Raw genomic sequence first — 13,763 nt, 5'->3', positions numbered from 1 at the left:
CGGCGATGCCGCAGCACCCTCCATCCTATCGGCGCAGACCGGGATGGCCGGTGTCAGCGAAGAGTCTCCGAACTCAGCGGCACAGCCCGAGAACGGCGACCTGGAGGGCCCGCTCAGCTGACGAACTTGATCGCGAGCGGGTACTGGTACCACTCGCCCTGGTTCGCCTTGATCGCCGCGATGATGGCGAACACGATCGCGAGCACCCAGGCGGCGAGGATGATGAAGATGCCGATGATGACCACGCTGAGGATCGCTCCGACCACATAGGCGATCAGCAGCGTCAGCTGGAAGTTCAGCGCCGTCGCCGTGTGCGCGCGGATGAAGGGCCCGCGGTCCTTGAGGACGAGATAGCCGATGAGCGGCACGAGGAAGCTGACGAGCAGACCGCCGAGGTGGATCAGTGTCGCCCAGAGCTTCTCGTCGCCCGGGTTCATCGGAGGCTGCACCGGGCCGCCGTAGGGCTGCTGCGGGGCACGTTGGGGGAGGTGTCGTCATGCGTCCAGAGTAATCTCCCGCGGGCGCGCTCACACGGAACGCAACGCCTCCCGATCCAGCTCGCCGACCGAGGTCAGTCCGGCGAGGCCGAGCGTGATGTCCAGCTCCGCGAGCACGTTGCGGACGACCTCGCGCGCACCCGCCTCCCCCGCGATCCCGAGGCCGTAGGCGTAGGGCCGTCCGAGGGCGATGACCGTGGCGCCGAGGGCGAGGGCGATCGCGGCATCCGATCCCGACCGCACGCCCGAGTCGAACACGATCGGCACCGTGCCGTCGACGCGCTCGGCGATCTCGGGCAGCACCGCGAGGGTGGGCACCGAACGGTCGATCTGCCGGCCGCCGTGGTTGGAGATCCAGACGCCGTCGACGCCGGCGTCGAGTGCGCGCTGCGCGTCATCGGGGTGCACGATGCCCTTGAGGATGATCGGCAGGCTGGACCACTCGCGCGCCCGGGCGAGGTCGTCCCAGGTGAGCGCCGGGGTCGAGAAGACGTCCAGGAAGGTCTCGACGGCCGCGCGCGGCAGCGGCGAGCGCAGGCTCTCGCGGAGCCCCGCGCCGGTCAGCGGCGCGCCCTTGCGGGCGATCGTGAGCGCGGCGGCGACCGCCTTCGGCGTGACCTTCACCGCGGGGCCGTCACCGGTCGCGGGCGCGGCGACCCGCTCCTGCACGAGCTTCTGGAACACCGGATCGCTCGTGTACTGGGCGATGCCCATCCCGCGGGTGAACGGCAGGTACGCCAGATCCAGGTCGCGCGTGCGCCAGCCGAGCAGGTGCGTGTCGAGCGTGACGACGATGGCCTCGCAGCCGGAGGCCTCGGCGCGCGCGAGCAGCGAGGCGTTGAGCTCATCGGATGCCGACCAGTACAGCTGGAAGAGGCGCGGGGCGCCCGGCGCGGCATCCGCCACCTCCTCCATCGGGAACGAGGCCTGGTTCGACAGCGTGTACGGCACGCCGAGCGAGGCGGCAGCGCGGGCGACGGCGAGATCGGCCTCGGCGTGCGCCATCTCCATGACGCCGAGCGGTGCGAGCAGGAGCGGCGTCGGGCGCCGCTTCCCGAGGAAGTCCACGCCGAGATCCCGTGCCGAGACGTCGCGCAGGGGCCGTGGCCACACCTGCCAGCGGTCGAAGGCGGCGCGGTTGGCGGCCATCGTGTGCTCCGCGCCCGCACCGCCGGCGATATAGGCGAAGGCCTCGGCGCTCAGCGCCTTGGCCGCCGCCCGTTCGAGGTCGGCGATGTCGATCGGCACCGCCGGTCTCGTGCCGCTGATGCCCGCGCGATAGATCGCGGACTGGGTGGCGCGGGAGATGCCGCGCGCGGCGGCCGGATCCTGGGGAGCGACGCTGCTCGAACTCATGCCGCCAGCCTATGCGGACGGGCGCGATGTTGATCTTGCTTTACAAGCCTTGCTATACAAGGTAACGTGCATCGCATGAACACGGACGAAGAGCGGATCGCCACGAACATCCGCAAAGGGGTGCTCGAGTTCTGCGTGCTCGCCCTGCTCGCCCGCCGCGAGATGTACGGCCTCGCGCTCGCCGACGAGCTCGTCGCCCGCCACCTCACCGCGAGTGAGGGCAGCCTCTATCCCTTCTGGCGCGCATGCGCGACGCCGGCACCGTCACCACCCGGTGGGATGCGCCCGAGACCGGCCGCGCCCGCCGCTACTACGCCATCACCGACTCCGGCCGCGCCCAGCTCCGCACCTTCGCGGACGTCTGGCACCCCATCGCGACGCAGGTCGGCACTCTGCTGAAGGAGGAGTCATGACCACTCTGCCCACCACCGCCCAGCGATACCTCGACGCTCTCGACGCCGCCCTCGACGGGGTTCCGGATGCCGCGAAACAGGCCATCCTCGACGACGTCCGCGCGCATGTGTCGGATGCCGCAGAGGAGGGCCGCGACATCGACGCCACCCTCGCGGCCCTGGGCTCCCCGAGGAGGTCGCCCGCGATGCCAGGGAGCAGCTGGGGGTGCCGGCGGCATCCGATCCCACCGACCGGGCCGCACGATTCCTGCGCTGGAGCGCCGTGGTGCTCGCCCTGATCACGGCCGCGATCGTGATCTTCCTCCTTCCCTCGCACGCGATCGAGCAGGCGAGCGAAGGCGTGAGCGGAACCGGATCGACGCTGCAGACCTCGAGCAGCCTCTTCGCCCAGTACGGGCTCGGCATCGCGCTGCTGCCGCTGATCCCGCCGCGTTCGCGCTGCTGCCGATCGTGCTGACGACGTCGCTGCGCACGATCGCCGGATGGGCGGTCGCCGCGCTCATGACCGTGTTCGCCGTCATCGCCGGATTCTCGATCGGCGGCTTCTACCTGCCCTCGCGCTCCTGCTGTGGGCGGCGATGCTCGTGCCGGGGTGGATCCGGCGCGGGCGAAACCCCGTCACCGGTCGGATCTGGCGGATCGTCGGCGCCGTGATTCTGAGCGCGCCGGTGATCTTCACCTTCGGCGGACTGGCCACCGGTTCTCTGCAGGATGCGACCCTGCCGTTCTGGCTCGTATCGATCGGCTTCCTCGTGCTCGGCGTGCTGTTCGCCCTCCGCCTTCCCCACGTCGACACGATCGTGGCCGTGATCGGCGCCGGGCTCATGCTGCTCGGGGCCATCGACGCCGGTCTCCTCGTGCTCGCTTTCTGGATGGCGGGCGGCCTGTGGCTGGTGACGGGCTCAGCGGCGCAGTGGCGCGCCACGGCATCCGACCGCTCCGTTAGCGTGGGAGCATGTCCCGCACCGTCGCCCGCATGGACCCTCGTGAGTCACGCGCCTGGCTCGCCCTCATCAGCACCGCCGAACTGCTGCCCGCCGCCCTCGACGCGCAGCTCCAGCGCGACGCGCAGCTGACCCACTACGAGTTCATGGTGCTCGGCACGCTCCAGCAGAACGGCTCTCTGCGCCTGGGGATCTCGCCGCGGCCACCAACGCCACCCTGCCGCGCGCCTCGAAGGTGATCAGTCGGATGCGGCAGCGCGGCCTCGTCGAGCGGCTCACGGCATCCGACGATCGCCGCGCCGTCGACGTGACGATCACCACCGCCGGACGCCGCGCCCTCGTGCTCGCGACCCCCGGTCACCTGGACACGGTCCGGGAGCTCGTGCTCGATCACCTCGATGCGACACAGCTGGACGCCCTCGCCAACGCCCTCGAGCCGGTGGTCGCCGCCCTCGACCCGCACGAGCGCTTCAACCCGCAGCGCGCGAAGGACTGATCCGCGTCAGTGCGCATACTCCATGAGCTCGACGCCCAGGGTGCGGAAGGCGTCGTGCACGCGCAGCCGGTGCATGATCGACAGGTCGTCGAAGCACACGATGAGCGCGTAAGCGACGCCCGCGCGTGGCCCGCCGAGCACGCCCGCCTCGACGCGGATGCCGCGGTCGCGCCCGGTCTTGTTCAGGAACAACAGACCGTGCGCATCGTTCTCGTGCGAGAAGGGGTCCAGGCCCGTCGGAGCCGCCGTCAGACTCAGGTCGTGGTTGCGGCTCAGCCACTCCGAGACCTGCGCGCTCACGGCCGGATTCACGACCTCCGAGTTGACGAGGCCGGCGAACAGGCGGGCGAGCTCGCGGGCCGTGCCGACGGCGAGGTGCGGGGCGTCATCGGGACCGCGGACGTCGCGGAAACGGTCGAGCAGCGCGGTGCGCGTGAGCGAGAGCGAGGCGATGCGCGCGCTGACCCGCTCGTGCCCGACCCGCTCCAGGAGTGCGTTGGTCGCGAGCGCGTCGCCGCTGGTCGCGGCCAGCACCGCCAGATCGGCCAGCGGCAGCGTCGGTGCGCGCAGATGCTGCCAGACCCCCGAGGTCACCACCGGTTCGACCGACGCGCGGTCGATGCGCTCGAAGGGGTTCAGGGTTCCCGCGTCGATGCCCGCCGCCACTTCGATGAGCAGGGAACGACGCCCAGCCCTGCGATCGGCAGCGAACGGTGATCGTCGCCGGCGAGCACCTCCTCGGTCGTGTCGAGGTCGACGACGTGCACGGCGATCTGCGCCCCGGATGCCGCCAGTTCTTCCAGGACCTGCAGCGTCGAGTGGAACGACCGGCGTCCGACGGCCGCACGCCGCGGCAGCGGTCGTACTGCGCGGCGGGAGCGCCGAAGAGTCGCCGAGGAAGGCGAAGGCTCGGAGGGAGTGCCCACGCGGAATCCTTACATGCGTAGTAGCGGGTGTGCGGATGCCATCGTCGGAGGCGACGGTGCCCGGCTATCGTAACCCGGCACCTCTCCCGTCACAGGAGTTCTCCACAGGCATTCACCAGATCGAAACACGATCGGCCGGCGGCAGCCAGAGCTCGTCCTTCTCCTCCACCCCGAAGGCCTCGTAGAAGGCGTCGATGTTGCGCACGATCTGATTGCAGCGGAACTCGTTCGGCGAGTGCGGGTCGATCGTCAGCAGCCGCAGGGTCTCGGCGTCGCGGCTCTTCTGCTGCCACACCTGCGCCCAGCTCAGCAGCAGGCGCTGCACGCCCGTGTAGCCGTCGATGACCGGCGCATCGGCGCCGCCGAGCGAGAGCTCGTAGGCCTTCAGCGCGATCCCGAGGCCGCCCAGGTCGCCGATGTTCTCGCCGATCGTGAGCGCGCCGTTGACGTGGTGCTCGGCATCCAGGCCTTCGGGCACGAGCGCGTCGTACTGGGCGATGAGAGAGGCGGTGCGCTCCTCGAAGGCGGCACGGTCGGCATCCGTCCACCAGTCCTGGAGCTTGCCGTCGCCGTCGTAGCGGCTGCCCTGGTCGTCGAAGCCGTGACCGATCTCGTGGCCGATGACCGCGCCGATGCCGCCGTAGTTCGCGGCCGCATCGCGGGCGGCGTCGAAGAAGGGGTACTGGAGGATGGCCGCCGGGAACACGATCTCGTTCATGAGTGGGTGGTAGTAGGCGTTGACCATCTGCGGGGCATGTGCCACTCGTCGCGATCGATGGGCCCGCCGACCTTCGCGATCTGTCGGTCGTGCTCGAAGGCCGCGGCACGCGCCACGTTGCCCAGGAGATCGGTCGCGTCGATCTCGAGCGCGGAGTAGTCGCGCCAGACGTCGGGGTGACCGATCTTCGGCCGGAAGGTGGCGAGCTTCGCCAGGGCCCGCTCGCGGGTCTCGGGCTCATCCACTCCAGCGTCTGGATGCTCTGCCGGTACGCCTCGATGAGGTTGGCGACGAGCTCGTCGCACGCCTGCTTCGCCGCTGGCGGGAAGTGCCGCGCGACGTACACCTTGCCGATCGCCTCACCCATGGCGCCCTCGGTGAGCGAGACGCCGCGCTTCCAGCGCTCGCGGATCGTGGGCACGCCGGTGAGTTCGGTGCCGTAGAAGGAGAAGTTCTCCTGCACGATGTCGTCGGTCAGGTACGGCGCCGCCGCGTGCACGACCTGCACCCGCAGCCACGCCTTCCAGTCGTCGAGGCGGTCGGCGACCAGCAGCGCACCGAGCCCTTCCAGCGCGCTGGGCTGGGCGACGACGACCTCGTCGAAGGCGCGCGGATGCTGCGGCGCCACGCCCTCGCGCCACGGCACGAGGTCGACACCGGCGAGCGAGACGACCTCGTCCCAGGTCTTCAGGTTGTAGGTCGCCACCGCATCGCGGCTGCGCACCTTGTCCCAGTGGTGCGAGGCGACCTCGGTCTCCAGCGCCAGGACGCGATCGGCGGTGGCCGCGGCATCCGGGACTCCGACCAGGCCCAGCAGACGCTCGAGGTGCTGGCGGAACTCCGCCCGCGTGTTCTCGAAGGTGTCGAGCCGGTAGTAGCTCTCGTCGGGCAGCGACAGCGCGCCCTGCAGGAGGAAGGGCACGTAGCGGGTGGGATCGCCCGGGTCGGGCTCGACGTACACGCCGATGAGGTGCGCGCGGCCGTCGCGCTCCAGCGTGCCGGCGTACCGCAGGAACGCGGGGATGTCGGCGAGCGCGTCGATCTCGGCGAAGGTGGCGGCCAGCGGCTCGATGCCGAGGGCATCGATGCGCGCGGTGTCCATGAAGCTCGCGAACAGGTCGCCGATCTTGCGGGCCTCGGTGCCCGCGTCGGCCTTCTGCGACTCCTCGATGATCTCGCGCACCTGCTTCTCGGCCTGCTCTGCCAGCAGATGGAAGGAGCCCCAGCGGGCCTTGTCGCCGGGGATCTCGGTGCGATCGAGCCACGCGCCGTTGACGTGGCGGTAGAGGTCGTCCTGAGGGCGGATGCCGGGGCTGAACTCGGAGATCTCCAGGCCGGAGGGCAGTACGTCAGTCATGCGTCCAGCCTACGAGGTCGCGCCGACACCGGGGCTGTCAGTCCTGCCGCCGCCTCCACCATCGCCGCGGCGCATCCGATGCCGGCTCGGGCGCGTCCGGCGCCTCGGGCTGCGCGGAGCGCCTCTGGCGCCAGGCGGCGACCTCCGCCTCGACGTCCCGGGTCTTGGTGACCACCGGCGGGCCGCCGAGCAGCTGCCGCCGCGCCTCGACCACCCGCGTGTTGAAGTCCTCGAGCACCGCGCGCACGTCCTCTTCGCGGCTCAGCCTGTCGAGTTCGCCGTCGAGCTCTCGGTCCTCTTTCCGCAGCAGGATCGCGGGCGGGCCATACCCGAGAGGTTCTCCGTCTCGATCTTGCGGCGGATCCACCAGTCCGGGTCGTGGTGCGTGCCGAGGCCCTCGATGGGCTTGCCGGCGCCGGGCAGATCGTCGAACTCGCCGTTGCGGATCGCGATCTGGATCGCGGTCTCGACGTAGGCGGCCTGGTTCTGCGCGGTCAGCGGTGTCGCGGCATCCGCTCTCTCGTTCTTCTCGTCCATGCGCTGCTCATCCTGGGAGCGGTCAGACGCGGCGGAGGCCCTCGGGGCCGGACAGATCCGGGCAGGGGCGGGGGCGCGGAGCGCTCGAAGGGCAGCACGCCGTGCGCCTCGCGGTGCAGCTGCTCCATGCGGGCGTCGAGCTCGCTGGCGGCCTCGGCGGCATCCGTCAGCTTCTGCACGAGATGCTCGGGCACCTGCGTGGCGAACTTGTAGTAGATCTTGTGCTCCAGGCTCGCCCAGAAGTCCATCGCGATCGTGCGGAACTGCACCTCGACGGGCACCTGGATCGTGCCCGTGGACAGGTACACCGGCACCTCGAGGATCGCGTGCAGGCTCTTGTAGCCGTTGGGCTTCGGGTTCGCGATGTAGTCCTTGACCAGGCGCACGGTCACGTCGTCCTGCGCCGTGAGCAGGTCGAAGAGCCGGTACACGTCGGCGACGAAGCTGCAGGTGACCCGGACGCCGGCGATGTCGGTGATCTCCTGACGGATGCTGGCGAAGTCGCTGTCGATGCCGCGGCGCGCGACCTTCTCCACGATCGAGTCGGGGCTCTTGAGGCGGCTGGAGACGTGCTCGATCGGGTTGTACGCGTGGTTGTGGGTGAACTCGTCGCGCAGGATCGAGATCTTCGTCTCGATCTCCCGCATCCCGAACTCGTACTCGCGGAGGAAGCGCTGGAACTCGTCGCGCAGTTCCCGGGCCAGAGCGATCTCGTCGTCGACAGGAATCGTCGTCATGCCTCCACGTTACGCGTTCGTTATCTGTCTGGGCTGTGAATCTCGAGGTTCGTCCGTCAGATCAGTGCCGTCGGGTCCTGCTCCGCCTGCCCGGCCGCCCGGCGCACGTGGCTGCGGGCGTGCTCGACGGCGGCGGGGAGATCGTCGAAGAGATGCTTCTGGTGGCGGAGGGAGCGGAGGATGCCGACGCGCTCGGCGAGTCCGAGATGCTCGGGCTGGATGCCCTTGACCAGCACCGTGATGCCGCGGCGCTCGAGCCCCGTGATGAGCTCGGTGACGACCTGGGCGCCGGTGGCGTCGAGGAGCTGGAGCTGCGACATCCGGATGATGACGACCTCGATGTCGCGCAACGAGGCGACGCGCTCGAGCATCCGCTCGGCGGCGCCGAAGAAGAGGGCGCCCTCGAGCCGGAACAGCGCGATGCGCTCGTCGCCGGCCTCGACCCCGCCGGGCAGCTCCTCGCGGTGCACCCCGCTCGCCCGGGCCAACTGCCGCAGCGCGAAGAAGGCGGCGACGGCGATGCCGATGAGCACCGCGTAGACGAGGTCGACGCTGACGGTGACGATCGCGGTCACCGTGAACACGATCGCGTCGGCTCGGGTCGCCCCGACGACCGTGCGGACGGTGGCGAGCGAGATCATCCGGAAGGCGGTGACCATGAGGACCCGGCGAGGGCCGCCAGCGGGATGTGCGAGACGACCCCGGCGCCCACGAGCACCACTAGGAGCAGGAGCAGCCCGTGGGTGATCGCGGTCACGCGGGTGCGGGCGCCGGCGCGCACGGCGACGGCGGTGCGCGCGATCGCGCCGGTGGCCGGCATCCCGCCGAAGAAGCCCGCCGCGATCGAGGCGAGCCCTGGCCGACGAGCTCGCGGTCGCCGTCGTAGCCGCCGACGTCGGCGAGCGACGCGGCCACGCGCGCCGAGAGGAGCGACTCGATGCCGGCGAGCGCCGCGACCGCGAGCGCGGGGCCGGCGAGTGCGACGAGGGTGGACCAGTCCGCGGTCGGCAGCGTCGGCGACGGCAGTCCCGCGGGGAGCTCCCCGATCGTGTCGACGGGGATGCCTGACCCCACACGAGCACCCCGGCGAGGGCGATCGCGAGGAGCGAGCCCGGAAAACGCGGGTGCAGGCGCGGCGAGAGCAGCATGACCACGACGACGAGGGCGACGAGCGCGAGCGACCAGCCGAGCGTGGGCCAGGACACCCCGGCCAGCGCCTGCACGGCGGCGAGGAACGCGTTGGTGCTGTCGCCGGCATCCGACCCCGTGGCCGTGGGCACCTGCTGCAGGAAGATGATGACCGCGATCCCGAGGGTGAAGCCCTCGATCACCGGCCAGGGGATGTAGCCGACGGTGCGGCCGAGCCGCAGCACGCCGGCCAGGAGAACGATGACCCCGCCATGAGGCTCACGATCCCGAGGACGCCGACGCCGTGGACCGCCATGATGGGTGCGAGCACGACGACCATCGCGCCCGTCGGTCCGGAGATCTGCACATGCGAACCGCCGAAGATCGCCGCGACCACTCCCGCGACGATCGCGGTGATGAGCCCCGCCTCGGCACCGGCTCCCGAACTCACCCCGAAGGCGAGGGCGAGGGGCAGTGCGACGATGCCGACGGTGACCCCGCCGCGAGATCGACGCGCCAGCTGCGCCCGAGCCCGCGGTAGTCGTCACGCGAGGGCAGGAGGGATTGGATGCCGGAGAGCGCGCTCATGCCGTGTCCGGGATCCGCGGCAGTCCTTCGCTCTCGACGAGGTGACGCTGCGTGGTCTCCAGGATCTCTCCGAGCAGTGCGCGGGCGACGCGGAGAAGGTCGGCGACCTGCGGGTAGGCGAGGCGGTAGAAGACGAGGCTGCCGCGGCGCTCGGCGAGGACGAGCCGGTTGCGGCGGAGCACCGCCAGGTGCTGGGAGAGGTGCGAGGCCTCGAGGTCGGTGGCGAGCAGGATCTCGGAGACGGAGGCCTCGGGAGAGGCCGAGAGGACTTCGAGGATGCGGATGCGGATCGGGTGGGCGAGCCCTTTGAACAGACCCGCCTTGACCTCGTAGAGCGGGCGGTTCGGGTCGCTGAGCACGCGGGCCTCCGGGCAAGGAGTTCATGAATTGATGAAGTCATCATATCGTGATCTGAGCCCGGTCCGGCTCCCCACCGACCCTATACCCGTGTCGTCTGTCAGTCATTCTCGGACGACCGGACGGTCGCCGCAAGGGCACTTCTGACAGACCCCGAGCACAGGACTTCCGGCCGGTCGCCGTGCGTGCGCGCGGCACCGACCCGCGACGACCGACCGGAAGCTGTCTGCGACTCAGGGCAACGCGTTCCCCGGCCCGTCCGACGCCGTTGACGACGAGCATCGCCCCGGTGTCGGTGAACTCCTGCTGGATCTCCTTCTGGCTGTCGGAGTCCTTGTAGGTGAGCAGGCTGACGACGACCGCGACGATCATCGCGCAGAGGAAAGCGGGCAGCAGCTCGTACATCTCGGGCCACGCGCGGTCCCAGATGAAGACGCCCGCGGCGCCCACGAACATGCCGGCCAGCGCACCCCAGTTGGTCAGGCGCCGCCAGAACAGGCTGAGGATGATGAGCGGGCCGAAGGCCGCGCCGAACCCGGCCCAGGCGAAGGAGACGAGACCCAGGATCGTGTCGTTCGGGTTGATGGCGAGGACGATCGCGACGATGGACACGACGAGCACGCACACGCGGCCGAGCATGACGAGGTTCCTGTCTGCGGGCACGTCCTTCTTGAGCACCTTGTAGAGGTCCTCCACGAGCGCCGACGAGCAGACGATGAGCTGGCTGGAGACCGTGCTCATGATCGCCGCGAGCACCGCCGCGAGGACGAGACCGGCGATGAGCGGGTGCAGCAGAGTCTGGGCCATGATCAGCACGACGGTCTCGGCGTTGCCGAGGTCGATGCCCTGGCTGGCGATGTAGGCGACGCCGACGATGCCGGAGAAGATGGCACCGCCCAGCGAGAGGACCATCCAGCTCATGCCGATGCGGCGCGCGGTCTTGGCCTCGCGCGGACTGCGCAGCGCCATGAACCGCACGATGATGTGCGGCTGGCCGAAGTAGCCGAGCCCCAGGCGAGGGCCGACAGGATCGCGAGGATCGTCCCCCGGTGAGGGCGCCGCCGGCCAGCATCGACATGTGGTTCGGCTCGAGTTCGCTGACGAGCGTCGCGGTCTCGCCGAAGCCGCCGATCGTGATGACCGCCGCGATGGGAACGACGATCAGGGCGATGACCATCATGAGGCCCTGCACGACGTCGGTGAAGGAGGCGCCGAGGAACCCGCCGAACAGCGTGTAGAGGACCGTGATGCCGCCGACGAGGAGCATGCCCCAGAGGTACTCGGAGCCGAACGAGGCCTCGAAGAAGACGCCGCCGGCGACCATGCCGGAGGAGATGTAGAGCGTGAAGAACACGAGGATGACGATGCCGGCGAGGCTGCGCAGCAGGCGCGTGTTGTCGCGCAGGCGGTTCTCGAAGAAGCTCGGCACCGTGATCGAGTTGCGGGAGACCTCGGTGTACGCGCGCAGGCGCGGGGCGATCAGGCGCCAGTTGAGGTAGGCGCCGATCGTGAGACCGATCGCGATCCAGGCCTCGATGAGGCCCGAGAGGTAGATGGCTCCCGGAAGACCCATAACCAGCCAGCCGGACATGTCGGAGGCGCCGGCGCTGAGGGCCGCGACCCACGGGGGCAGTTTCCGCCCGCCGAGCATGTAGTCCTCGTGATCGGTCGTACGCCGGAAGGCCAGGTAACCGATCAGGAGCATCGCGCCGAAGTACAGGCCGAGTGCAATGTAGATGAATATCTGGTCGGACATCGTCGTCCCTCCGTGATCTATTGCGGGCAACCGTGATGCTTAGACCCTCCCAGATACACCGGGGGCACCGCTACCCCTTTGAGCGTCGCTTGAGCATCCGGCGGCGGCCGGGGCAGATCACGCGTGCAGCAGCGTCTCGCGCCCGGACGGACGGGAGGCGGCGGGGGCGAGCTCGGCGAGTGCGCTCGTGAGCGCGGTCATCCACAGCAGCCCGAGGCCGACGATGATGACCTCGAGCGCGGTGACCGAGTACAGCCCGTAGCCCACGCCCAGCACGAAGGCGGCGGCGATCGCCAGCAGCAGGGCGACCGTCGAGATCGTGAGGGCGCGCGGCGGACGGGGCATGGCGAGGATCGTGAGGATGCCGGCGAGCAGGAACAGCGCGATCGTGCTGAAGGCGGCGACGTTGTGGGCGAACTGCGCCCGGTGGACGGGGATGAGTCCGACGGCGGCGAGCGCGAGGCCCGCGGAGGCCCACAGCACCACGACCCAGGCGATGCGGCCGACCGCATCGTCGCCGAGCAGGCGGTGCAGGTCGCGGCCGATGTAGGCGCCGACCGTGCCGATGAGCAGGCCCGCGACGATCACCGTGCCGTTGAAGGCCCAAGAGCCTTCGCCGATCCCCAGCGCCGAGAAGTTGTGCTCCCACCAGCGCGGCTCGGCGGCGGTGATCATGGCGAACAGGGTGCCGATGACGAGGTAGCCGAGCACGAGCTGCGCGAGGTCGTTCGTCCGCAGCCCCACCCCGGCGCCGAAGGCGAAGCGCCCGCCCAGCGCACTGGCGATGCCGATGAGGATGCCGCCGCCGACCGCGGGCAGCTCGAGCCCCTGCAGGCCGACCGCGAGCACCTCGCCCGCCAGGAGCACGCCGAGCGCGGTGACGCCGGCGAGGGCGACGGTCAGCGCGATCCCGGCGAGGTCGGAGACGACCGTCTGCCAGCGCGGCATCGGCACGGTCTCCCCGCGTCGATGCAGGAGCGTGCTGAAGACGAAGGCCGAGGCGGCGATGAGTCCGGAGACGATCGCGGCGGGGACGCCGACCGACCCTCTCCGGCGATCGGCCGATCCACGCCCCACAGCACCGCGGTGCCGACGGCGGCGCCGAGCAGGAAGCACGCCACCGTCGTCCACGTCGCACGGGTTCCTCGGGGCGTGGGGGACGGTTCGTGCATGACTCCATCGAACCATGCGCCGCCGACGTCGCGGGCTCGCCCGACGTACCCTGGATCCATGAGCACCCACATCGCCGCCGAACCCGGCCAGATCGCCCCCGTCGTCCTCATGCCCGGAGACCCGCTGCGGGCGAAGTGGATCGCCGAGACCTTCCTCGACGACGCCGAGTGCTACAGCGAGGTGCGCGGGATGCTGGGCTTCACCGGCACCTGGAACGGCCACCGCGTCTCGGTGCAGGGCTCGGGCATGGGCCAGCCCTCGATGTCGATCTACGCCTCGGAGCTGCTCGGCGAGTACGACGTGCAGACGATCGTGCGGGTGGGCTCCTGCGGTGGTCTCACCGAGAAGGTCGGGATGCGCGACATCATCATCGCGCAAGGCGCCTGTACCGACTCGGGCATCAACCGCGTGCGCTTCCACGGTCTCGACTACGCGCCGGTCGCCGACTTCGAGCTGCTGCGGGCAGCGGTCGAGGCGGCCGAGACCCTCGACCTGGACCATGCTGTGCACGTGGGCCTGCTGCTCTCCAGTGACCAGTTCTACACGACCCGGCCCGAGCTGAACGAGCCCTTCGTCGCGCACGGGGTGCTCGGCGTCGAGATGGAGACGAGCGCGCTGTACACGCTCGCCGCGTTCCACGGGCGCTTCGCCCTGAGCATCTGCACGGTCTCCGACCACCTCGTCACCCACGAGGCCACGAGCGCCCAGGAGCGCGAGCAGACCTTCGGCGACATGGTCGAGATCGCCCTCGCCGCCGCGACGGCCTGATCCCCGCGTCGG

General features: G+C 70.2%; 14 protein-coding genes and 4 pseudogenes. 7 read left to right on the top strand and 11 right to left on the bottom strand.

Translation table 11 applies throughout. The annotated features are described in order from the left end of the window. Positions 1-113: 113 nt before the first annotated feature. Both KAE78_RS08090 and KAE78_RS08085 read right to left on the bottom strand, forming a co-directional pair. A complete protein-coding gene (locus KAE78_RS08090) occupies positions 114-437 on the bottom strand; it encodes a DUF4870 domain-containing protein (protein WP_223170489.1) in 324 nt (107 codons plus the stop codon). A 90-nt stretch (positions 438-527) separates the two neighbouring features. Then, complete coding sequence (locus KAE78_RS08085; protein WP_223170488.1) at positions 528-1,853, bottom strand: alpha-hydroxy-acid oxidizing protein; 1,326 nt, start codon at positions 1,851-1,853, stop codon at positions 528-530. Between the two features lie 245 nt (positions 1,854-2,098). On the opposite strand from KAE78_RS08085, the gene KAE78_RS17575 reads away from it, so the two are divergent. The 6 genes from KAE78_RS17575 to KAE78_RS17570 all read left to right on the top strand — a co-directional run bounded on the left by KAE78_RS17575 (position 2,099) and on the right by KAE78_RS17570 (position 3,706). Beyond that, positions 2,099-2,266, top strand: coding sequence for a PadR family transcriptional regulator (locus KAE78_RS17575; RefSeq protein WP_262927592.1), 168 nt, complete (start codon positions 2,099-2,101; stop codon positions 2,264-2,266). Beyond that, positions 2,263-2,544 (top strand): HAAS signaling domain-containing protein, encoded by a 282-nt coding sequence (locus KAE78_RS08075; protein ID WP_223170487.1) that lies wholly within the window; start codon positions 2,263-2,265, stop codon positions 2,542-2,544. The genes KAE78_RS17575 and KAE78_RS08075 overlap by 4 nt, the downstream gene beginning before the upstream one ends. Further along, on the top strand, positions 2,529-2,723 hold the full coding sequence (locus KAE78_RS08070) for a hypothetical protein (protein WP_411155919.1): 195 nt from the start codon (positions 2,529-2,531) through the stop codon (positions 2,721-2,723). Before KAE78_RS08075 ends, KAE78_RS08070 begins: the two co-directional genes overlap by 16 nt. After that, positions 2,717-2,920, top strand: coding sequence for a hypothetical protein (locus tag KAE78_RS08065; RefSeq protein WP_223170485.1), 204 nt, complete (start codon positions 2,717-2,719; stop codon positions 2,918-2,920). Before KAE78_RS08070 ends, KAE78_RS08065 begins: the two co-directional genes overlap by 7 nt. Then, positions 2,917-3,342 (top strand): hypothetical protein, encoded by a 426-nt coding sequence (locus tag KAE78_RS08060; RefSeq protein WP_223170484.1) that lies wholly within the window; start codon positions 2,917-2,919, stop codon positions 3,340-3,342. The genes KAE78_RS08065 and KAE78_RS08060 overlap by 4 nt, the downstream gene beginning before the upstream one ends. Before the next feature lie 115 nt (positions 3,343-3,457). Continuing rightward, entirely contained in the window at positions 3,458-3,706 is a 249-nt protein-coding gene (locus KAE78_RS17570) for a hypothetical protein (RefSeq protein ID WP_262927591.1), read from the top strand. 6 nt (positions 3,707-3,712) lie between these two features. Here KAE78_RS17570 and KAE78_RS08050 read toward each other — a convergent pair whose 3' ends face one another. From KAE78_RS08050 to KAE78_RS08010, 9 genes and pseudogenes are all read right to left on the bottom strand, one after another. Then, entirely contained in the window at positions 3,713-4,372 is a 660-nt protein-coding gene (locus KAE78_RS08050; RefSeq protein ID WP_223170483.1) for a serine hydrolase, read from the bottom strand. Further along, complete coding sequence (locus tag KAE78_RS08045) at positions 4,342-4,632, bottom strand: hypothetical protein (protein ID WP_223170482.1); 291 nt, start codon at positions 4,630-4,632, stop codon at positions 4,342-4,344. The genes KAE78_RS08050 and KAE78_RS08045 overlap by 31 nt, the downstream gene beginning before the upstream one ends. Before the next feature lie 112 nt (positions 4,633-4,744). Next, positions 4,745-6,707: pseudogene (locus KAE78_RS08040) on the bottom strand (M13 family metallopeptidase). Between the two features lie 37 nt (positions 6,708-6,744). After that, a pseudogene (locus KAE78_RS08035) lies at positions 6,745-7,244 on the bottom strand (DUF1992 domain-containing protein). Beyond that, entirely contained in the window at positions 7,202-7,981 is a 780-nt protein-coding gene (locus KAE78_RS08030) for a GTP pyrophosphokinase family protein (RefSeq protein WP_223170481.1), read from the bottom strand. The pseudogene KAE78_RS08035 and the gene KAE78_RS08030 overlap by 43 nt, the downstream one beginning before the upstream one ends. 56 nt (positions 7,982-8,037) lie before the next feature. Beyond that, a pseudogene (locus KAE78_RS19590) lies at positions 8,038-9,697 on the bottom strand (SulP family inorganic anion transporter). After that, complete coding sequence (locus tag KAE78_RS08020) at positions 9,694-10,056, bottom strand: ArsR/SmtB family transcription factor (RefSeq protein ID WP_223170480.1); 363 nt, start codon at positions 10,054-10,056, stop codon at positions 9,694-9,696. Before KAE78_RS08020 ends, KAE78_RS19590 begins: the two are co-directional and overlap by 4 nt. A gap of 268 nt (positions 10,057-10,324) precedes the next feature. Further along, a pseudogene (gene putP, locus KAE78_RS19585) lies at positions 10,325-11,810 on the bottom strand (sodium/proline symporter PutP); the annotation flags it as partial. Positions 11,811-11,927: 117 nt separating this feature from the next. Next, positions 11,928-12,887 carry a DUF998 domain-containing protein gene (locus KAE78_RS08010; RefSeq protein ID WP_223170479.1) on the bottom strand — a complete coding sequence of 320 codons (960 nt, stop codon included), beginning with the start codon at positions 12,885-12,887 and terminating at the stop codon, positions 11,928-11,930. A gap of 153 nt (positions 12,888-13,040) precedes the next feature. Here KAE78_RS08010 and deoD point away from each other — a divergent pair, with 153 nt between their 5' ends. Continuing rightward, complete coding sequence (deoD, locus tag KAE78_RS08005; RefSeq protein WP_223170478.1) at positions 13,041-13,751, top strand: purine-nucleoside phosphorylase; 711 nt, start codon at positions 13,041-13,043, stop codon at positions 13,749-13,751. The last annotated feature ends 12 nt before the right edge of the window (positions 13,752-13,763 follow it).

The sequence above is a fragment of the Microbacterium sp. NIBRBAC000506063 genome, assembly GCF_017968845.1.
Taxonomy (GTDB): Bacteria; Actinomycetota; Actinomycetes; order Actinomycetales; family Microbacteriaceae; genus Microbacterium.
This window is presented reverse-complemented; position numbering and strand designations above follow the sequence as displayed.